Source organism: Rahnella sp. NRRL B-41462 (genome assembly GCF_003263525.1).
In the GTDB taxonomy this organism is placed as follows: domain Bacteria; phylum Pseudomonadota; class Gammaproteobacteria; order Enterobacterales; family Enterobacteriaceae; genus Rahnella; species Rahnella aceris.
On the sequence record NZ_JYDF01000052.1, the window covers coordinates 17,198 to 39,257 of the forward strand.

Consider the following 22,060-nt stretch of genomic DNA (forward strand, 5'->3'; position numbering starts at 1 on the left):
GGAGGGGGTTAATTGTTTTAATTACATTAGATATATAAATGGAGCAACAATGGACGTTAAGTTAAGGACTACGCTCAGCGTATTATGTTTATTGTCATTATGTCCGTCGGCTAAGGCCGCAACCGAATGTATGTTTACCTCACAATCAAACATAAATATCACCTACAGCGATACGATTGTAATTACTGATGAAGCACCGCCTGCCAATGGTTTTAAGCAACTCACCACGCAAACCAGTACGCAATATATTCCTTCAACCGAGATTCATTCAACCTGTAATGCAGGTCAGGATGGGCAAGCTTTTTCAGGCAGTGTTGCCGGATATCAGGGGTCATTAGATATTTTTACCGCCATAAATGGTAAAAACGTGCAACTTTATGGCACGTCTATTCCCGGCATATTTTATGCGGTAAAAATGTATAGCAAAAAATGCCCGGAAATGGGGGGCTATGTTCCCCCGAGTAAAGACTGGACGTTTCTCTATGATGTTGGCGATGACGATGAAAAATCGTGTTTGAAAAGTGATGAGCCTTATTATTTTGACCTGGCTTTCTTTATGAATTCAGATTACCAGCCGCGGGAAGATACCATCGCGATTCAAAATATCCCGATACAGGAACACGGCAATTTCAAACTTTCCGGTACGGATGGTGATGATGCGCAAGGGAAGGCAACGGTTGAAACGGTGCAGTTTGTCGCTGAATTAAGGAAGAATGCCACGGAATGTCCAACGTCGGCGACATTGTTGAATGAATTACAAAACAACCTTGCGAAGAATAACCAAATAGTCACGGCCCAGCATCGAGGGGATTTTAATGACACGCAGCCAGAAAACAGCCTCGGTGCTTTTCATCTGTCCTATGATCGTTGCCGCGCTAACGTGGAAACGGACGTCCGCGCGACGTCAGACGGTGAACTGGTTGTGTTTCATGATCTCAACATCGGTAAGATGCTTGAGCCAACTTATGATCCTATCGCGAACTCCGGGCCGAATGTGGCGCTGAGTAGTTTGACACTGGCAGAATTGCAGCAAAAGTACCTCGTCAATGTTGCCACGCGACAACCGACAACGTATACGGTACCGACGGTCAATCAACTGATAGATGATTACATTGCCTATAATGGCCAGTCACTCATTTATCTCGAAACCAAGTCATCTTCCGTCATCATGCCCACTGCACTGGCCCTGTATAATAAATCGGTTACGTATTCGGGCAGCAACCTGTTACAGCGGATCATTATGAAAGTGAATATGGCGGAATATCCCTCGCCAGACCTTTGGAATAATGCACTGATTAACGCCGGTATCCCGGCGGGGGTCACCATCATGATCGATCCGGTGATTACACCTAATGATGCCAGTAAAATAAATGACTTGCCTGACACCACCTTTGCCTGTCCCGCCGGGATCTCCGATAGCAAGGCGGTTTGTGCCGTTCGCGCATGGGCAAACGCGCCAGCGACACTGGCCCCGATGGTCTCTGTGTTAATTAAAGATTCCGCCGATTTTGAGGAAGTGAGCACCAAACAAAATGAACAGGGCAGCTATGACGCGCCAGCCAATTTCCAGTTATCAAATACGGTGAGTGGTACGGTGGCTGAAATGGTGGCGGTAATTAAAGGGGCAGGGAAAGCGCTGGAGATATTCTCACCCGTACCAGATTACATGTTATGGAAAAATTTAAATTTCTACACCGAAACGGTCTATGACAAAAATATCCCGCAGGATATCTCGGTCAGAGAAGCATTTTATAATAACGACTCATCATGCTGTTACCGCGTGCTGGATAAGCTCAGTCCGTCAACAATAGCGGCAGAAAAAAATGATTATCGCATGAACCTCGGCTGGCTGCGGGATATCGGCGCAAATGTCATTACGGCTGACGACACGGATTCAATTAATACTTATTTTTCTGGCACTGGAGTGCTTGATAGAAAATTAACGCCACATGTCTGGACACCTTCTTTTTATATGCAATCGATTCTGTCCTGGCAATTGGGTAGTGCAGTCATGGAAGGCAAGAGTCTGGCTTCCGAGAAAGATGCTTATGCTCTCTATAATAACAATGATTCCTATGCATGGACCTATCGTCCCGACCCACCTATTGCGGTGATGCGAGCCGGCTATTACGCATGGATGTCAGTTAAACGACAACCCGATGGACGGGTACGTATTTCACCCGCATATAATAAGGAGCAATGCTTGCGCTCAGCGTTGAGCAACCATTCGTGGGATTATGTTGGCTGGAAAAAGGATTGCACCTCGGAGAATACATTGTGGGAGATGCAACCTAAAAGCGGCAGTGAGGATTGGTTTTCGCTAATTGATGCCCATCATATGAGCCTGGGTTGGGCATACTCGGGCAAACTGTATTACGCCTATTCCTATGGCTATGTCTACGTCGATAAACCGTCAACGCTATCGGATCCTTATTACTGGTCATTCGGCACAGCAATATAACACGCGGTCGTCAGGCATAGTGCGCTATGCCTGATTAATCACCTGATACAACGGGATCATCGCCGCGCCCCACGAGGCGCTTTCGGCACCCATCGGGGAGTTCGCCAGCCGGACTTTCGGGCGGTCTGGATCAAGCCTGGCATCGAGCCTTTGCGTTAAAACCTCAGTCAGCCTTTCGGTGATGGTTTTTGGCATGGCACCCCCTAAAATAATCAACTGTGGATCCAGCCATTGCAGACATCCCATGATGCTCTGCTCGACCTGATCGCAACAGCGTGAAAACCAGACTTCCAGCAAGGGATGCTGTTCTGCGGTGAGTGCCGGTAGTTGCGCTTCGCTTAACCCTGCTTGTGTGAGCGTCGCGACCAGATCTTTATAGGATGGACGCGGTTTATCGCCGGGAAATGCCATACCGACTTCACCGGCATTCAGAAACCCGCCGCGCAGGAGTTTGCCATCGGCGATAATCCCGGCACGATCCCGTAGCCGAGATCGATAAAGGTTATGTCACGATAGGAATTCCACGTACCTGAATACAGCTCGCCAATCGCCGAGGCATTGGCGTTGTTTTCAACCCATGTCGGCCAGGGCAAATTGTCCTCAAACGCCTGTTGCAGGTCGACATCGCGCCAGCTTGAAAGCCAGGCCACACAGTGACGCTTTTTGCCATCGGGCTTGAGAAAACCCGGCACGGCATACCCCATGCCGAGGATGCGCGCATGTTTAAGCTGGCGTTTTTTTAACGTCTGCTCCACCAGGTTTTTAATCTGTTTTAGTGTGGTGGCAAGCGGTTGATTTTCCTGATGAGGCTCAGAAATACTGAACAGTTTGCGGCCACTGAGATCGACCAGCGTCATGTCGATAAAGCCAGGGCTGAAAGCCAGCCCGACCGCACACGCGCCGCCAGGATTGAGCCGCAGGGGCAGCGACGGTTGTCCGCGCTGCCCCATATTGCGTTCGCCTTCGATAACCAGACCCGAAAATAAAAGCTCCCGGCATTGTTGGGTGATTGCCCCTGCAGTGAGATTTGAATAGCGCGCCAGTTCGGCGCGTGTCACCGGTGCATGGCGACGAATCAGCTCCAGCAGCAAACGTTGGGTAGGACGCAGTTCCAGACGGTCAGGTTTTACATTCATAATATGGCTATCGTTTTTGTTATCAGGCCCAGCGCAGTCCCGCTTCTTCAATCAGCGCCTGCAGGTACGGAAGATCATCATGGCTGAGCATATCGATCAGACCTTCACGCAGCCAGCCCATGATCTCGGGGTGACTATCATACCCGAATTTGTGCTGGTACTGCTCCAGTGGCGTCATGCCATTTTTCACTTCATGCAGGTACATGCGTACCCCCAGTCCCGCCTGTTTATAGGCCCGAAGATCGTCAACATGGGCGAACTCATATTCAAAACAGACGCAACTGGCATGGGAATGCTGCACGGCGGCCAGTTGATTGTTGTAACGCTCCAGCGTCACGACCTGCAATGCTAAATCTGGGATCAGGGCTTTGACGCGGTTAATCAACACATGATTAAACCCCAGCAACTGAATATGTGACAGCGCCTCTGGCATTGACTGCAACAAGGCAACCAGATGATACACAAATTCGTCATGTCGACGACGTTGCTTCACTTCCACGATCAGGCCCATGCCATTCTCTACCGCCCAACGCAGAATATCCTGCAATAAAGGGATCGGCGTGCCCGCAAATTGCGCATGGTATTTAACGCCGAAATCAAATTGCCGTAACTGCGCGAGCGTCATTTGCTCGACAAAACCTGTGCCGGTCGACACGCGATCAATGCGGTGATCGTGTGTGACCACCAGATGATTATCTGCGGTCAGATGAATATCTAACTCAATGCAATGAGTCCCTGCCTCTTTTGCCCCGATAAACGCGGGCAGAGTGTTTTCCGGATAACGGCTGGAGTAGCCGCGGTGACTGTTTGCCAGCACGATGCCTTGTGCGGCCTGATGAAAGTTAAACGCCATTGCCTGTTCCTTTTATGGTGTGAACATATGGCCATTAAATTTACTCTTTAAATTTAATTATGGAAATAAAATAATTATAGTGATTATTTTTATTATTCAACATTATGATAAATAATTAGTTTTTGTGTTTTTATGGCTTGGTTTTGATTTTGAGGATCTTTGTCACATAAATTTTATATTTAGTGTGTAAATTTAATTGCCGGAGTATTAACACAGGATTTGTACACTATGTCGACGCTTTCACTGGAACAGGTTACAAAGCAATTTGGCGCGTTTTACGCCGCCCGCGAGATCTCCTTCACCGCCGAGGAAGGTGAATTTGTCACCCTGCTTGGCCCGAGCGGCTGTGGCAAAACCACGCTGCTCAAAATGATCGGCGGGTTTCATCAGCCAGACAGCGGACGCATTCTGATTAACGGGCAATCCGTTAATAATTTGCCGCCGGAAAAGCGCAACACCGCAATGTGTTTTCAGTCGTACGCGCTGTTTCCGCACCTGAATGTGGCGCATAACATCTGTTTTGGTTTGAAGCAAAAACGCTTACCTCTTGCCGAGCAGCAACTGCGGCTGGCGGAGGCGTTGAAGCAGGTTGGCTTGCAGGATCAGCACCTGAAAATGCCGGTGCAACTTTCTGGCGGGCAGCAGCAACGCGTGGCACTGGCCAGAGCGATGGTCACGCGTCCGGATGTGGTGTTGTTTGACGAGCCGCTGTCCAATCTGGATGCGAAACTGCGTGAAAGTGTGCGTTTTGAAATCAAAGAGTTACAGCGGCAATATCAACTCACGTCCATTTATGTCACCCATGATCAGGCCGAAGCGTTGACCATGTCCGATAAGATCGTGGTGCTCAATGCGGGCAACGTGGAGCAAATTGGGCCGCCAGAAGAGATTTATTACCGTCCTGCTAACCGTTTCGTCGCTGATTTTATTGGTGCAGCCAATATCGATATCGCCCACATCACTCCTGCGGAACAGCCTGGTTTTTATCGGGTTCGTTGCCAGTTAGGTGAGTTTTACGTACGTTCTCCGCGTCCTCCGCTCGCTGAGCATTGCTATATCTGCTGGCGGCCTGAAGATGCGCGCTTTGTGCCGCAACCACAAACCGGCGATAACCATTTCTTCCTCACGCTGCGCAAAATGGCGTTTATGGGCAACCTGACCGAAGCATGGGGCGATAACGATGACGGTAAATTGTCGGTACGTCTGCAACTGGTCAAAAAACCGCAGGCCGAAAGCGGGGCGCGGGTTTGCTTCCGTTTACCCGAGGATGCGATTCACTTCCTCGAGCCAGTAGTGGAGGGGCACGATGAAATGGCGTAATGAGCTGACCGCCTGGCTGCTGATGATCAGTGGACTAGGCACCATTGTGTTGCTGATGGGATCGACCTTTTACGTGGTGCTGGTACAAAGCATCGGCTATTTCAATCTTTCCGGCGACAGCCAGTTTTCGCTCGAATACTGGCAAAACGTATTACAAGATCCGGTGTTGCACAGCGCGCTGATCTATTCGGTTAAAGTCTCAATATTGGGGGCTTTCGGTGCGGTGCTGCTCTCTTACCCGCTGGCGTTGTGGCTCCGTCAGCCGCTGGTGGCGAAAGAAGGTATCGTTGCTGTTTTGCGTGCGCCGATGTTTATTCCCGGCCTCGTGGCAGCATTTCTGTTCATCAATATTATTGCTTATCACGGCGTGATCAATGAGCTATTGCTGGCGCTGGGCGTTATTGATCAACCGCTGCGTATGCAGAACGATGACTTTGGCTGGGGCGTCGTTATCTTACAAATCTGGAAGAATCTGCCGTTCGCACTGATTCTGGTCGGTGGTTCAGTTAACGCAATCCGTACCGATGTACTGGACGCGGCGAGTAACCTGGGTGCCAGCCGCTGGCGCTGTTTTCGGGACGTTATCTTTCCCCTGACGTTACCCGCAGTGCAGGTGTCCCTGATCCTTATTTTTATCGGTGCGCTGGGCGACTTTGCCTTCTTCTCCGTCGCTGGTCCGCGCAATACCTACTCGCTGGCTCGCCTGATGCAGGCCACGGCCATGGAATACGGCGAATGGAATAACTCTGCGGTTATTGCCGTGATTATCATGCTGACGGCAGCATTGGGTACCTTGCTTATCGCCATCCTCCTGACACCGCTCGCCACCCGCAAAGGAGAGGTCAAATGAACCGCACGGCGAATGGACGCCTGATCGTCACGATTTCACTGTTGTTCTTTATTCTGGTCAATCTGGTCTGGCTTGGACTGCCATTTTCAATGGCTATCTTATGGTCGCTGGTTGACCCGCAACACCCGTGGAGCTACCCGGACTTATTCCCGCAAGTGTTGTCGATTAACCGCTGGATACAGGTGTGGCAGCAAACTTCGCTGTCAGAAGCCCTCTTTAACAGCTACACCATTGCGCCCGCCGTGGCGATGCTGAGTTTACTGCTGTCGTTACCCACCGCTTATGCGTTTGGGCGCATGACTTTTCGGGGCAAAGCCGTTGCGGAAATGCTCACGCTGATCCCACTGGTCATGCCAGGTATGATCATCGGGATTTTCTTCAGCGCCATGCTGATGAATCTGAATATCAGCAACCCGTTTATCAGCATCGTGTTAGGGCACACTGTGCTGACACTGCCTTACTCGATTCGCATTATGTCCGCAGGGTTTAAAGCGGTGCCGCAAGATTTAATTGATGCCAGTCGCGATCTCGGTGCCAGCCATTGGGGAACGTTCTGCAATGCTTTTTTACCGATGCTCAAGCCCAGTTTCCTGGCCGCGTTGATTTTTTGTCTGGTGCGCAGTTTAGAAGAGTTCAGCATTTCATACGTTCTTGGCGCGCCAGATTTTATTACCGTGCCGACCATTCTTTATTCTTTTCTCGGCTATTCCTTTGTGCGCCCGGATGCGGCGGTAGTCTCAATGATCCTGGTGATCCCGAATGTAGTCCTGATGGTCATTATTGAGAAGCTGTTGAAAGGGAATTATCTGTCACAGTCAACCGGCAAGGCGTGATCCTTGATAAGGGAGTCATTCAACATGAAAACAGGCACGGTTTTATTTCTCAGTGGCATGTTATTGAGCGGGGCAGCGACCGCCACGCCACTGGCGCAACAAGATTGGGATCTTGTCGTCGCACAGGCCAAAAAAGAAGGCTCAGTCACCTTCAACGTCTGGTATTTACAACCGCAATGGCGCAGTTTCGTTGCTGATTTTGAGAAACAGTACGGAATTAAAGTGCGTATTCCGGAAGGGTCGATTGATGGCAACATGAATAAACTGCTGGCGGAAGCTCGCCGCGAGAAAGGCAAAATGGACGTCGTGGCCTTGTCGGTGGCGCAATTACCGATCATCCGTAAAGCAAATGCCCTGGCGCAGGTAGACTGGCTGCCGGGTTACGGGGATGCGGTGCATCAGTTGCAAAGCGTGAATACCGAAGGATATGCGGTTGCCTTTTGGGGCAACCAAACCGGTATGGCCTACGATCCGCAACAGATGGGCAATCAACCTTTGCCGCAATCACTCGATGATTTACAACACTTTATCGATGCGAATCCGAAGAAGTTTGGTTACAACGATCCGAATAACGGCGGGGCAGGCGAAGCCTTTATTCAGCGCGTGGTCACCCTCTCCTCAGGCACATTTGATGCCGATGCCACGCAAGTCGATCCTGACATTATTAAAAACTGGAAAAAGGGTTGGGAATGGTTCGTCGGTAATAAAGAAAAAATCACCCAGACCGCATCGGGTGCGGATAGCCTGACCCGTCTGAATGATGGCGAATTATTGCTGGTACCCGCCTGGGAAGATCATCTGGCAGGTTTGCAAAAATCCGGGGCGATTACCGGGCGCCTGAAATTTTATATTCCGGCTTTTGGTATGCCGGGAGGGGGCAATATTGCGGCTATTGCCGCAAACAGCACACATCCGGCGGCGTCGGCGGTGTTCCTGAACTGGTTAACGCAAGCTGAAACCCAGCGGGCGTTGAATGTCGCTTTCGGCGCGGTGCCGATGAACAAACAAGTGAAAACAGACGTGGTGCAGCCAGACATTGCCACGCAGTTTTACGGCAAGGAATACAGCATGCAGCTCAGAAAAGAGTTTGTGCGCCAGGTTTCTATGCAATAAGTCGTCCATGTCTGAAACCGGAAATATTTCTCATTTCCGGTTTTTTTGCCTTTTTTCACCCGTGGCAAACACTGTGCCTGTTCTCATTTATCTCATTACATCCTCATTCATTTATTTTCTTCAGCTCAATGTTATCGATAAAATAATGTGAGGGGATGTGATTACCTCAAATATACCTGCTTGTTTAAAGTGAATGTATATCGCCAGCTTTGATAAATGAATCTGGTGGGATTTATTCAATTTTAATCTCAGGTATTATTCCATGAATAAGCGTAATTCTTTTATTTTACTTCTTGGTACGGTTTTGTGTTTCAGTCAGACCGTCGTACAGGCAGCCGATGGCACCATTAATTTCATCGGACAAATTGTTGCCACGACATGTGATGTGAATGGCGGAAGTAATGCCTCCATTAATGTGGATTTAGGCACTGTCGCCGCGACCTCATTTACGGCAGCCGGTGATACTTCTTCGCCGACCGCGTTCACGATTTCACTCACCAACTGCCCGACAACCTTCACCGCTGCGGCCGTCAAATTTGATGGTACCGCCGATGCAGTGGATAATCAGCTGCTGGAAGTTAGCGGTGGCGCAACCGGTATAGGCATTGAAATTGCGGATAGTCAGGGGACACCAATTCCTCTTTACACGGCCTCACGTTTTTATCCCATTGATGCGACCGCCGAAGGGGTGGATATGAACTTTATCGCCCGCTACAAAAGTACCGGGGCAACCGTAGGCGAAGGCGCAGCAAATGGGACCTCTCAGTTCACCATTAATTATCAATAATAATAATCAACAAATAATCTCTTTAAACTGGCAGGGATGCCAGAGCTTCAGACGCGGATGTCTTTTTTTTATTGACGGAAATATGAGAGGAATATATGCGGCGTCTTTTTATTATTTTATCAGGGATGTTATTTATTCTCTTTCCGGTGCCTCCGGTTTATGCGGGTGTGATTACAGAAGCCACGCGGGTGATATATCCGGGTAATAAAAAAGAAACCTCGCTGACCGTCAGTAATCAGGGTGCACAGTCAGAGCCCTTTCTGATCCAGTCATGGGTGGATAATAACGGACCTGACGGGACACAAAAATCCTCCGTTCCTGCGCCTTTTATCGTGACTCCCCCTTTATTTCGGCTGAATGCCGGTCAAGATAACAGTCTGCGAATTATCCGTACAGGCGGCGTGCTGCCTGAAGATCGCGAATCCCTGTTCTGGCTGAATATCAAATCCATCCCCCGTTTGCCTGAAAATGCCCCCGCCGGTTTATTGCAAATCGTGGTGAAGACGCGCCTGAAGCTTTTTTACCGGCCCGCAGCGTTGCTCGCCCCCGCCGCGCAAAGCGCCTGGCGGCAGTTGCAGTTCTCCCGTCAGGACTCAACGCTGCGGGTGACCAATCCGACACCTTATTACTTCACATTTTTCAGGTTAAACCTTGGCAGCAACCGTGTGGCAACAGGTAACACCATGGTTCCGCCCTTTGGGGAAGCCCGTTATCCCTGGCCTCAGGGAGCGGTCACTGGCGAGGTCAGCTGGCAGGTCGTCAATGATTATGGCGGTACCAGTTCAGTGGAAAAAAACCGGATGCGCTGAGGCATGTTATGAATAAAAATCATGTCGTTACGCATCTTTCATCTTCCCTTTTGCGGTCATGGCTTCTGGCGGGAATCGCTTTGGGAACATCTGAAACACGCGCGGATGACCGTTTTAACGTTCAGGCACTGGAAATAGAACATCCGGGCGCGCCGGTGGATATATCGCAATTTTCCCGGGCTGGCGGGCAGACGCCGGGTGTTTACCGCGTGGATGTGCTGGTGAACAATGTGCCGAAAGGGCGGCAGGATGTGACGTTTATCGCCTTGAGGGATCTGACACTCTCCCCGCTTTTTACTCCGGCACAATGGCAAAATCTGGGACTCAGAACCCGCAGCATTCCGGCATTACGCGACTGGCCTGTACAAAAGCCGGTTGAGGATTTCACGCCGCTGATGCCCGGTGTTGTGAGCCAGTTTGACTTTTCCCGCCAGAAACTCCTGATCACCATCCCTCAGGGATTGCTCGACACGCTGGCAAGGGGCGCGGTCAGCCCGGAGTTATGGGATGAGGGAACGCCGGCCTTACTGCTTAATTACAACCTCAGCGGTGCCCGTACCTGGCAAAATTCAGGCGGCAGTGATCAGAGCCAGTTTCTGAGCCTGAGAAGTGGTGCCAACTGGGGCGGCTGGCGGCTGCGCAACTACAGCACCTGGCGTTACAGCCGCAACATTGACGGGCAATCGCAGCAGGACTGGGATTCGGCGTACAGCTTTCTCCAGCACGATGTGCCGGTGCTCAAAGGGCAATTTATCGCGGGAGAAAGCACGACACCTGCGGATATTTTTGACAGTTTTACCTTTCGCGGCGTGCAGTTGTCTTCCGATGACAATATGTTGCCTGACAGCTTACGCGGCTTCGCCCCCGTGATCCGCGGTATTGCCCGAAGCAACGCGCAGGTGACGATTAAGCAAAACGGCATGGTGATCTACCAGACCTATGTGCCGCCCGGCGCTTTCAGCATCGACGACTTATACCCGACTTCCGCTTCCGGGGATCTGGAGATAACGGTCAGGGAAAGTAATGGCGAAGAGCGACATTTTACCCAGACATTTTCTGCTATCCCGATCATGCAGCGCGAGGGCCGGTTGAAATATGCCCTGACACTGGGGAAATACCGCACCTATCAGTCCGGGGGTGATGAACCTGAATTTCTTCAGGGATCACTGATTTATGGTCTGGGTTATGGCGTGACGCTGTTTGGCGGCAGTCAGCTGGCGCAGAACTATAAAGCGGCGAATGCCGGTATCGGCAGTATGGTCGGGGATTGGGGATCCTTGTCATTTGATACCACGCTGGCCAACAGCGAACTGACGGACAATCACACAGAACGCGGTCAGGCATACCGGCTGCAATATGCCAAAAGTGTGACTGCAACAGGCTCAACGCTGTCGCTGGCAGGGATCCGCTTTGCCGGGGATTTTTATCATTTCAGTGATGCCAGTAACTGGCGTGAGGACGAAAGCAACGGAAATTACTATGGTCAGCCACGGGAACAGTATCGCCTTAACCTGACCCAGATGATCAACAACGGGCAGTGGGGATCGCTTTCGCTTTCGTGGTATCAGCAAAACTACCGACAGTCGCAAATTAATCAGCGCAGTCTGGGGATCAGTTACAACGTCAATATTGCCAGTATCGATTACGCCTTATCGGTATCGGATAACCGTACTTACGGCACTGAGAGCGATAAACAGATCGCCTTTAATGTCAGTATCCCCCTGGGTCGCTGGCTGTCAAACGCCTGGGCCACGGCTAACGTGAACAGCGCCAGTCACGGGCGGACGCTTTATCAGACCGGTATCAACGGCATGCTGCTTGAGGATAACAACCTCTCTTATGCCGTCAGTGAAGGTTATGGCACTCACGGGCAGGGAAACAGTGGTAGCGCCAGCCTGAATTATCTGGGCAGCGCCGCGCAGCTCAGCGGGGGCTACAACTACAATCAGGACACTCATCAGGTCAATTACGGATGGCAGGGCGCCATTGTGGGCCATCCCTTCGGTGTCACTTTCGCGCAGCCTCTTGCCAGCGATCTCTCTGCCATTGCCATTGTCCGCGCCCCGGGGGCGGCGGGCGTGAAATTGCAAAATAATACCGGCGTGTATACCGACTGGCGCGGCTACGCGGTGGTGAATTATCTCAGCCCGTACAAGCGAACCCGTGTGGCGCTGGATACCACATCACTGGACGAAAACGTCGATATTGACGACAACATCCTTTCCGTTGTTCCTACTGCCGGTGCCGTGGTTATGGCGTCCTTTACCACGCGGGCCGGTAGCAGATTATTGCTCAACCTTACCTATAACGGGCAGCCTGTGCCTTTCGGCGCAGAGGCGTTTGTGGTGGGCGACGAACGAAACCGCGCCATCGTCGGCGACCAGGGGCAGGTGTATCTCAGTGGCTTGTCGGATCAGGGCGCAGTCAGAGTGACATGGCAAGGGGGACAGTGCGAAGCACCGTTTACATTATCTGGTGCGCAAAAAGCGGCGGTCTCTCAGGCCAGCAGCGTATGTCGATGAGGTATTTATGAAAATGATGATACTGCTGGTTTGTCTGGCTCTGTTTTCTGGCAAATTATGGGCAGCCTGTTCTACCGCACCGGTAATGCCGCAGTCCTGGGATTTAAGTTCGGTTGCGGTAACATCCTCTTTGCCTGTTGGGGCGGATATTCCCGGAAGTCAGCATACTTTCAGCATCAGCGGTACTTGCGGTACCAACGGCAGCAACGAACTCTCCGGCGACCCGATCATCGCCTGTTACTACGGAAACGGTACAGAAATCGCGGGTTTCCCCGGCGTTTACTCTACCGGTGTCGAGGGCATCGGTATTGCCCTGACTAACTCCAGCGGACAACGTGTGGTTGGCGGTGGTGTAGGCTGCGATACGCGCAACACATCGCTGGGTAACCTGGACAGCAGCCTCAGCTATCAGATAGCTGTCACGTTATCGTTGGTCAAAACCGCCAATGACATTTCGGATACGGCACTGGCGCAAAGTCAGACCCGTTTCGGGCTGGGTGTGTATGGCAAATCCGGCCTCGGGGGCGGGGGAGCCAACACGCTCTCCTACACAGGCAATATCAATATCAGAACGGAAAGCTGCGATGTGCTGAATAACACCATTAATGTTTCTCTGGGCACGGTCTGGCCGGGGCTTTTTTCCAGTGCCTCCGCTGGCGGCGTCACGCCCGATGTCCCATTTAGCATCGAACTCAATTGTGATGCCGGGGCGAATGTGAATATCCGTATCGATGGCACTGCTGACGATTCGCTGGCCGCCGGTGTGATCAAAATCAGCAATGGTGCGGAAGGGCAGGCATCCGGAGTGGGAATTCAGATCCTGAAAGGCGATACCTCGCCTGTGAGCCTCGGACAACAGTGGGCAATCACCCCTTCGGCCAGCGAAGGAAGCCTGAGTATTCCCTTTTTTGCCCGCTACTATCTCAACGGGCAAACACTCAGCAGCGGGAGTGCGAATGGCACGGCGACGTTTACGATGATTTATTATTGAGAAAGGTCGCCTTTGCAGACGACCTGAAGTGAAGTTTGTTCTGATAAAACAGTCAGATATGTACGATGACCTCCCGACGTGTCCGCACTGAGTGTCGGTTTCAGGCTATTTATCATCAAAATCATACTGCGGGCTGCTTTGGAATGAAGGCAAATAATTCAATGTACAAAAATAGAGCAAAATCGTTTTTCCCGAGCAATAAGTATTTCCTGCCAATGTTGTGTTTTGCGATCCGAAGATGAGTCCGGGGGTTATAAGATTGCTTTTCACTCACTTTCTGTTCAGGAAGCACTGACCTGCCAGCACTGCGAAGATACAAACCGGCTGTCCTTTGGGGCGGTTTTTTTGTGTCTTTTTTCTGCATTTCCCGCCGTTTATTCCCTTGTGTGATCAGGGTTGTTGTGATGATCTAGAAGGCGAATTGGGATGAACAGCCGATCCGTCTGTGCTCAACGATTCAGCAAAGATTTAATGTTGCTTTTATGTGAACGAATTAACAAGCGGGCAAAATCCTGCTATGCTGCCCGGGCGCTAAAGGGCACTGTGCTCAGGTTCAGGATGTGTCGTAAACCGACAAAGAAACAATCATACCCGCAGTGTCCCCGAGTCATCAGACCGTTTGAATTCCCCTGTCCCTACAGGCATGACGCGAGGCTGATGATGGAAGCCAGGCATAATAAATGACAATGAGAGCGAGGAGAAAGTCGTGCTAGAAGAATACCGTAAGCACGTAGCCGAGCGTGCTGCAGAGGGCATCGTCCCTAAGCCACTTGATGCTTCACAGATGGCAGCGTTGGTTGAGTCCCTGAAGAATCCGCCACAAGGCGAAGAAGACACTCTGTTAGACCTGCTGATTAACCGTGTTCCACCGGGCGTCGACGAAGCCGCCTATGTTAAAGCCGGATTCCTGGCTGCAGTCGCCAAAGGCGAAACTACCTCTCCGTTGGTCACTCCTGAAAAAGCCGTTGAACTGCTGGGCACCATGCAGGGCGGTTATAACATTCACCCGCTGATCGATGCACTGGATAACGAAACGCTGGCACCCATTGCCGCGAAAGCGCTGTCTCACACGCTGCTGATGTTTGATAACTTCTACGATGTGGAAGAAAAAGCACACGCGGGCAACGAACACGCGAAAAAAATCCTCCAGTCATGGGCGGATGCCGAATGGTATCTGTCACGTCCGCAACTGGCTGAGAAAATCACCGTCACTGTGTTTAAAGTGACGGGTGAAACCAATACCGATGATTTGTCACCAGCTCCGGATGCCTGGTCCCGTCCAGATATTCCTCTGCATGCGCTGGCAATGCTGAAAAATGAACGCGAAGGCATTCATCCGGATCAACCGGGCAGCGTCGGTCCGATCAAACAAATCGAAGAACTGAACAAAAAAGGTTTCCCGCTGGCTTACGTGGGTGACGTTGTCGGTACCGGTTCTTCGCGTAAATCGGCCACTAACTCCGTGCTGTGGTTCATGGGTGATGACATTCCTCATGTGCCAAACAAACGCGGCGGTGGTGTGGTGCTCGGCGGTAAAATCGCGCCAATCTTCTTCAACACCATGGAAGATGCCGGTGCCTTACCGATCGAAGTGGACGTGTCCAACCTGAATATGGGCGATGTTATCGACATCTATCCGTATAAAGGTGAAGTGCGGAATCACGAAACCGACGAAGTGCTCGCGACTTTCGAACTGAAAACTGATGTCCTGCTCGACGAAGTGCGCGCAGGCGGCCGTATTCCATTGATCATCGGCCGTGGTTTAACTACCAAAGCCCGTGAATCCCTGAAATTGCCGCAGAGCGAAGTGTTCCGCATTGCGAAACCTGTCGCTGCAAGCAACAAAGGTTTCTCGCTGGCGCAGAAAATGGTGGGGCGCGCCTGTGGCGTTGCCGGTGTTCGTCCGAACGAATATTGCGAACCCAAAATGACGTCCGTGGGTTCTCAGGACACCACCGGTCCGATGACCCGTGATGAACTGAAAGACCTCGCGTGTCTGGGCTTCTCTGCCGATCTGGTGATGCAGTCATTCTGTCATACCGCTGCTTATCCTAAGCCGGTTGACGTGACCACCCACCATACGCTGCCTGATTTCATCATGAACCGTGGCGGTGTTTCACTGCGCCCTGGTGATGGCATCATTCACTCCTGGCTGAACCGTATGCTGCTGCCGGACACTGTCGGCACCGGCGGTGACTCCCATACCCGTTTCCCGATCGGGATTTCGTTCCCGGCGGGTTCCGGTCTGGTGGCCTTTGCGGCAGCGACCGGCGTGATGCCTCTTGATATGCCGGAATCCGTTCTGGTGCGTTTCAAAGGCAAAATGCAACCGGGCATCACTTTGCGTGACCTGGTGCATGCGATCCCTTACTACGCGATCAAAGAAGGTCATCTGACCGTCGAGAAGAAGGGCAAGAAAAACCTCTTCTCTGGCCGTATTCTGGAAATCGAAGGCTTGCCGGAACTGAAAGTCGAACAGGCGTTTGAACTGGCGGATGCGTCCGCAGAACGTTCAGCGGCAGGTTGTACGATCAAACTGGATCAGGCGCCGATCAAAGAATACCTCAGCTCTAACATCGTTCTGCTGAAGTGGATGATCTCTGAAGGTTACGGCGATCGTCGTACCATCGAGCGCCGCATCAAAGGTATGGAAGAGTGGCTGGCGAATCCGACCCTGCTCGAAGCCGATGCGGATGCTGAATACGCGGCAGTGATCGAAATCGATCTGGCCGAGATCAAAGAGCCAATTCTTTGTGCGCCAAACGATCCGGATGATGCGCGTCTGCTGTCTTCCGTACAGAACAGCAAAATCGATGAAGTCTTTATCGGTTCGTGCATGACCAACATCGGTCACTTCCGTGCGGCGGGTAAACTGCTCGACAGCCATAAAGGCGCGTTGCCAACCCGCTTGTGGGTTGCGCCACCGACCAAAATGGATGCGGCTCAGCTGACCGAAGAGGGCTATTACAGCGTCTTTGGTAAGAGCGGTGCGCGTGTTGAGATTCCGGGCTGTTCACTGTGCATGGGTAACCAGGCGCGTGTGGCGGACGGCTCTACCGTCGTTTCCACCTCTACCCGTAACTTCCCGAACCGTCTGGGCAACGGCGCTAACGTCTATCTGGCTTCGGCGGAACTGGCGGCGATCGCCTCCCTGCTGGGCCGTCTGCCAACGCCGGAAGAATATCTGGGTTATATGGCGGAAGTGGATAAGACCGCAGTGGATACTTACCGTTATCTGAACTTCGACAAGCTGAGTGAATATACCGATAAAGCTGACGGCGTGATCTTCCAAACCGCAGTCTAACTCGTTATATTTGCGCCAGTGTTGAAAGGGAGCTTCGGCTCCCTTTTTTATTGTGATTTTTTCAGAGGACTGCACCATGGATTACGATTTTTTGCGCGACATCACCGGTGAGGTCAAAGTGCGTTTTTCAATGGGCCATGAAGTGCTTGGTCACTGGCTGAATGAAGAAGTGAAGGGCGACCTGAGCGTGCTCGATAACGTCGAAGCGGCATTGAGCGATCTGAAGGGCAGCGAACGGCAGACGCAGATGGCCGGCCATGAATACACGCTGCTGTTAGCCGACGATGAAGTGATGATCCGTGCCAATCAGCTGGATTTCGACGGCGATGAGATTGAAGAAGGGATGAGTTATTACGACGAGGAGAGTCTGGCGTTTTGCGGCGTCGAGGACTTTTTGCAAGTCCTCGCCAAATACCGTTCTTTCGTGATGACTAACCGCTGAGTGACTTGCCCCGCGAGGCGGTCCAGCACAGCAGCGAACCGCCGACCACCATCAGCACGCCCGGCCAGAAACTGGCGCCTGGCAACGTATGCAGCCACAATCCGGCAATCAGAATCGATGACAGCGGCGTGAAATATGACAGCGCGGCCACCAGTGTCGCATTGCCTTTTTTCATGGCAATATCCCAGCACTGATACGACACTGCGGTCACCGCGCCCATCGCCAGTAATTCGAGAATGGCAGGTAATGTCAGGCTGATACGGCTGGAGGAATACGTGAAGTAAAGCGCCCACAATACGCCGCCGGTTGCCAGCAGAAACAACGGCAGCACGCCTTTGCCTTTACACAATACGCGGACCAGATTGGAATACAGTGCCCACGACACGGCCGCGCCCAGTGCCAGACCGTAGGCCACCGGGTTGCCGCGCACATTGCGCATCATCTGGTGAATATTCAGCCCGTGACCGCCGCTGATTGCCCACAGCACTCCCGCAAATGCCAGCACCGCGCCCGGCCAGATCCACCAGCGGACACGTAATTTCAGCAGCGGAACCGCAAACAGCAACGTCAGACTGGGCCAGAGATAATTCACCAGCCCGAGTTCCAGCGTTTGCTGACGGGTATGCGCCAGACCGATCGCCAGTGAAAATGCCACCATATAAAAGATAAATAGCAGACCGCAGATGATCAGATATGCAGCAGATTCACCACGCAGAGACGGTTTGCCGCCGACCATCCAGACTAAAATTCCGCTGACAGTATAAATAGAGGCGGCCGCACCAAAAGGCCCCAGAGATTCGGACAAACTGCGGGTGAGCGCCACGCTCATGCTCCACAATAAAATGGCGAGAACGCCAGACAGTGTTGCAAAACGATCCATAAGAAAGGTAAGCCTCTGGAAAAGGAGACTTTTAAGATAAGCGATTGTTCCGGTTATTTACACCGGAACAATCCGCTTGAGAGGCGCTTATTGTCTGAAATCATCAGAAGTAGAAACCGGCTTCCAGACCCACGGTGGAAGTGGTGGTCGCGGGCTGATAATAGCCAACGGTGCGTCCGTTCAGATCACCCTGTTTCTCGTCCGACTTGCCGTATTTCTGATGCACATAACTGGCTTTCACAAAAACATCTTTGTTGATATTCCAGGTCAGGCTGGTAAATGGCGAAAGCCTGGATTTCGGCTCCAGCCAGACCCCTCCCTGATTGCTGTGCGTCCAGGTTTTAATCGGATACAGCGCACCCCCTTCCAGACTCAGACGTGAATCTGCGGTCATTTGCCAGTTCGCCCCCAGTGACGCTTTGGCGTAAGGCTGCAAAGACACTTCAACGGCGGTGTACTGCCGGGTGGTGTTTTGTGAGGCAATATACACATCGTCAGAGCGGATATTTCGCACCCACGCCTGGCCGCCGACAGCGCCTTTCATATCGAAAGACACACTGTCGGATGCCCGGTAACGGTAGCCACGGGTCATGTCCGCGCTGTAGCCGGTGTAATAGGTTTTGCCCTTCAGCGAGCCGTTCGGCACGTTGGCCTGATCGTCCAGCGTACTGCCTTTATAACGGACGATCCCGAACATCACGCTCATGTCCCAGGCTTTTAATAAGCCGCTTTGGGTATCGAGATAGTTATTGGATCCGAAATTAACGCGCAGGCGCGGGCCATGTTCAGCAACATATTTACCGTCCATATTACTGACGGATTCGTCCCACTTGTAATATTCGGCACCATAACTCACATAGTGCCGCATCCCTTCGGTATTGCTGCTCAACAAACTTTCCCCGGCCCGGGAAACCCCGGAAACCAATAAAGAACTCGCGACCAGCAAGCTGGATACGGTCTTTAATTTAATCATTTTCATGTTTTATTTCTACTTACGGGTGGATGGAGCTGGTTGCTTAGTAAGCAATAAGGGGATGCTAATGTCAGGAGGGGGGTAATTAAAGTTATTTATCTGTTTTTAGTAAAAAAGCGATCTTTTGATCTGTCATAAGCTAAATTATTGGTTATATAACAATTTTGTTTGACTTAATATCTGTATATTATTTCTGTAATTTGGCTTAAATATCAGATCCTTCGTCGTTAAATTTAGCTTAAATAAAGATTTAATGACTGTTTTGATATTAATTTGTCTTAAGGAGTATAGCGGGTATTCATCCATGTAAATATATTTTACTTAAGTAATGCTTATTGAGTTTCAGGCGGGGGAATATTCAATATCAGAATTTGTCTATACAAAAGAAAGGCCGGACATTTCAAAAATGCCCGGCCTTTCCTTTATTCAGCTCTGATCAGACTGACGGCAGATTGCGGCCGTAATAGATTTCCTGCATTTCCTTGTAGAGCAAATCGGTGATTTCTTTACGCTCTTGCGCGCTCAGTTCATCCGGTTTGGCATTAAACAAGTAATGTTTGAGATCGAACTCTTTCAGTAACATCTTGGTATGGAAGATGTTTTCCTGATACACGTTGACGTCCATCATGTCGTACAGCGCTTTCATATCCTGCGACATGAAGTTCTGAATCGAATTGATGGAATGGTCGATGTAGTGTTTAACGCCGTTCACGTCGCGGGTGAAACCCCGGACACGGTAATCGATGGTGACGATGTCGGATTCAAGCTGATGAATCAGATAGTTCAGCGCTTTCAGCGGCGAAATCACGCCACAGGTCGAGACTTCAATGTCAGCGCGGAAGGTACACAGCCCGCCTTCGGGATGGCTTTCCGGATAGGTATGCACACAGATATGGCTTTTATCCAGATGCGCGACCACGGAATTCGGCAACGGGCCCGGATGCTCGGTGGTATCGACATCACGCGGGTCCATCGGCTCTTCGCTCACTAAAATCGTCACGCTGGCGCCCTGTGGTTCGTAATCCTGTCGCGCCACGTTGAGGATATTGGCACCGATAATGGAGCAGGTTTCGGTGAGAATTTCCGTCAAACGGTTGGCGTTATATTCTTTGTCAATGTAGGCAATGTAGCCATCACGATCGTCTGCGGTTTTGGCGTAGCAGATATCGTAGATACAAAAACTCAGGCTTTTGGTCAGGTTGTTGAAGCCATGCAGTTTCAGCTTTTGCAATTTAGTTCACCCCCTTATGGATGCTGTATCAGCGTGCGGCTGACAGGGCATTCAGTAAATATTGCGGCAGGGCAAAGCTGCCGTGATGAATCGCCGGATTGTAATAACGGCAAGTTATGTCTGCGGCGTCGAAACGCGCCTGCAAGGTTTTGCTGTCAATCTGGCGATATTCCGGGCTGTTGGTCGCCCAGGCAAAGGTCATGATGCCGCCGTAATAGGTCGGGATCGCGGCCTGATAGAAACTGACATCACTGAAATAGTGGCTCAGTTTGGTGTGGCTGTTCACCGCTTCATCCTGCTGGAGGAAGCACACGCCATTTTGTGCCACGAAAATGCCGCCCGGATTGAGGCAACGGGCACAACCTTCGTAGAATGCCGACGTAAACAGGCTTTCTCCGGGACCGATGGGATCGGTGCAGTCGGAGATGATCACGTCGAAGGTTTCAGTGGTCTGATTAACGAAGTCCACGCCGTCGTCGATCACCAGTTTGAAACGCGGATCGTCATAAGAACCGGCATTATGGTTGGGCAGATACTGGCGGCAAAACTCCACCACGCCGGCATCAATTTCCACCATCGTGATCGACTCCACGCCTTTGTGGCGAGACACTTCGCGCAGCATTGCGCCGTCGCCGCCACCAATGATCAGCACCTTGCGGGCACTGCCGTGGGCGAACAACGGGACGTGGGTCAGCATTTCGTGGTAAATGAATTCATCACGCTCGGTGGTTTGCACCACGCCGTCGAGCGCCATCACGCGACCCAGCGCCGCGTTCTCGAAAATCACCAGATCCTGATGATCGGTTTTCTCTCGGTATAACTCTTTATCGACGCTGAAGTACTGGCCAAAATGGGCGTGCAGCGTCTCATACCATATTTCTTTGGATGACGAGTTCCGGGACATGTCGTTGTTTCTCCTGATCAATCGCAGCCATAAAAATGGGCGCACATGATAGCTAACTCTGCCTGTCCATGCACGGTTGAATTTCAGACAGGTAAATGTAGATTAAGTGTAGACGAGGCAGGCGTGGTGCGAAAAATCGGGGGACAGGGGGAAAGAAAACAGGCTCCGGCATCAGAATGACGGAGCTCACGGCTGAAAAACGGCTGACAGGATTCAGTTGGTGTAGGCCAGTAAACTCAGCGAGTCGCGGGCCAGAGACTTACATTTTGTCGGTTTAGGCACGGCGATCCCACTCAGATCACGGTAGCTTTCTTCGCCCATCGACTGCATGTTAAAGCTGTTGTAATTGCTCAGGTCCCAGCGGTTTTGCTGGGCGAAAAACACGATAGCCCGTTTGATTTGGGTGTTCGGCAGTTGTTCGTAACCGCAGTTATTTTTCAGATAAACGAAGACTGCCGTCAGATCCGCCAGATCTTCCGCTTCTGATTCACTCAGCGCCTGACTGGCGGAGGAGAAACCGAGCAGCGACAGTAATAACAAACACAGTGTTGTTTTTTTCATGGGTGTGTTCTTGTTCTTGTAGATTGAAAGTCAGAAGGACTTGGCTCACAGGCAGTTAAAAGGACGTTACCATATTTGCACTGAGCGGCA

At 51.4% G+C, this 22,060-nt stretch carries 17 protein-coding genes and 1 pseudogene; 11 read left to right on the top strand and 7 right to left on the bottom strand.

Annotation, left to right across the window (positions count from 1 at the left end):
- Nucleotides 1-49: 49 nt before the first annotated feature.
- Nucleotides 50-2,461, top strand: coding sequence for a glycerophosphodiester phosphodiesterase family protein (locus UC14_RS13700; RefSeq protein WP_232829686.1), 2,412 nt, complete (start codon nt 50-52; stop codon nt 2,459-2,461).
- Between the two features lie 24 nt (nt 2,462-2,485).
- On the opposite strand, the pseudogene UC14_RS13705 reads toward UC14_RS13700, so the two are convergent.
- Nucleotides 2,486-3,597 (bottom strand): annotated as a pseudogene (locus UC14_RS13705) (ROK family protein).
- 22 nt (nt 3,598-3,619) lie between these two features.
- On the bottom strand, nt 3,620-4,450 hold the full coding sequence (locus UC14_RS13710) for a glycerophosphodiester phosphodiesterase family protein (RefSeq protein ID WP_013576981.1): 831 nt from the start codon (nt 4,448-4,450) through the stop codon (nt 3,620-3,622).
- Between the two features lie 228 nt (nt 4,451-4,678).
- Between UC14_RS13710 and UC14_RS13715 the strand changes: the two genes are divergently transcribed.
- The 10 genes from UC14_RS13715 to yacL all read left to right on the top strand — a co-directional run bounded on the left by UC14_RS13715 (nt 4,679) and on the right by yacL (nt 17,421).
- Nucleotides 4,679-5,770, top strand: coding sequence for an ABC transporter ATP-binding protein (locus UC14_RS13715; protein ID WP_013576980.1), 1,092 nt, complete (start codon nt 4,679-4,681; stop codon nt 5,768-5,770).
- Nucleotides 5,757-6,620, top strand: a complete 864-nt coding sequence (locus tag UC14_RS13720; RefSeq protein WP_013576979.1) for an ABC transporter permease — start codon at nt 5,757-5,759, stop codon at nt 6,618-6,620. The genes UC14_RS13715 and UC14_RS13720 overlap by 14 nt, the downstream gene beginning before the upstream one ends.
- Nucleotides 6,617-7,453 (top strand): ABC transporter permease, encoded by an 837-nt coding sequence (locus UC14_RS13725; RefSeq protein WP_013576978.1) that lies wholly within the window; start codon nt 6,617-6,619, stop codon nt 7,451-7,453. Before UC14_RS13720 ends, UC14_RS13725 begins: the two co-directional genes overlap by 4 nt.
- Nucleotides 7,454-7,510: 57 nt before the next feature.
- Nucleotides 7,511-8,566: an extracellular solute-binding protein gene (locus UC14_RS13730; RefSeq protein ID WP_369794759.1), complete on the top strand. Its 1,056-nt coding sequence runs from the start codon at nt 7,511-7,513 to the stop codon at nt 8,564-8,566.
- A 262-nt stretch (nt 8,567-8,828) separates the two neighbouring features.
- Nucleotides 8,829-9,353: a fimbrial protein gene (locus UC14_RS13735; protein WP_112197882.1), complete on the top strand. Its 525-nt coding sequence runs from the start codon at nt 8,829-8,831 to the stop codon at nt 9,351-9,353.
- Between the two features lie 95 nt (nt 9,354-9,448).
- Complete coding sequence (locus tag UC14_RS13740) at nt 9,449-10,162, top strand: molecular chaperone (protein ID WP_112150981.1); 714 nt, start codon at nt 9,449-9,451, stop codon at nt 10,160-10,162.
- A gap of 80 nt (nt 10,163-10,242) precedes the next feature.
- The gene (locus tag UC14_RS13745) at nt 10,243-12,684 is read left to right on the top strand and encodes a fimbria/pilus outer membrane usher protein (protein WP_198670072.1); all 2,442 of its coding nucleotides are present in this window, start codon (nt 10,243-10,245) and stop codon (nt 12,682-12,684) included.
- Nucleotides 12,685-12,691: 7 nt separating this feature from the next.
- Nucleotides 12,692-13,675, top strand: coding sequence for a fimbrial protein (locus UC14_RS13750; RefSeq protein ID WP_232829687.1), 984 nt, complete (start codon nt 12,692-12,694; stop codon nt 13,673-13,675).
- A 706-nt stretch (nt 13,676-14,381) separates the two neighbouring features.
- Entirely contained in the window at nt 14,382-16,979 is a 2,598-nt protein-coding gene (gene acnB / locus UC14_RS13760) for a bifunctional aconitate hydratase 2/2-methylisocitrate dehydratase (RefSeq protein WP_013576973.1), read from the top strand.
- A gap of 76 nt (nt 16,980-17,055) precedes the next feature.
- Complete coding sequence (gene yacL, locus UC14_RS13765) at nt 17,056-17,421, top strand: protein YacL (RefSeq protein ID WP_013576972.1); 366 nt, start codon at nt 17,056-17,058, stop codon at nt 17,419-17,421.
- Here yacL and yddG read toward each other — a convergent pair.
- The 5 genes from yddG to UC14_RS13790 form a co-directional block, all read right to left on the bottom strand.
- Nucleotides 17,411-18,301, bottom strand: a complete 891-nt coding sequence (gene yddG / locus UC14_RS13770) for an aromatic amino acid DMT transporter YddG (protein WP_112197885.1) — start codon at nt 18,299-18,301, stop codon at nt 17,411-17,413. The two genes, yacL and yddG, sit on opposite strands and share 11 nt — an antisense overlap.
- A 103-nt stretch (nt 18,302-18,404) precedes the next feature.
- Complete coding sequence (locus tag UC14_RS13775) at nt 18,405-19,280, bottom strand: hypothetical protein (protein WP_015690452.1); 876 nt, start codon at nt 19,278-19,280, stop codon at nt 18,405-18,407.
- A 430-nt stretch (nt 19,281-19,710) separates the two neighbouring features.
- Entirely contained in the window at nt 19,711-20,505 is a 795-nt protein-coding gene (gene speD / locus UC14_RS13780) for an adenosylmethionine decarboxylase (protein ID WP_013576969.1), read from the bottom strand.
- 28 nt (nt 20,506-20,533) lie between these two features.
- The gene (speE, locus tag UC14_RS13785) at nt 20,534-21,409 is read right to left on the bottom strand and encodes a polyamine aminopropyltransferase (protein WP_112197886.1); all 876 of its coding nucleotides are present in this window, start codon (nt 21,407-21,409) and stop codon (nt 20,534-20,536) included.
- Nucleotides 21,410-21,622: 213 nt separating this feature from the next.
- On the bottom strand, nt 21,623-21,970 hold the full coding sequence (locus tag UC14_RS13790) for a YacC family pilotin-like protein (RefSeq protein WP_013576967.1): 348 nt from the start codon (nt 21,968-21,970) through the stop codon (nt 21,623-21,625).
- Between the last annotated feature and the right edge of the window lie 90 nt (nt 21,971-22,060).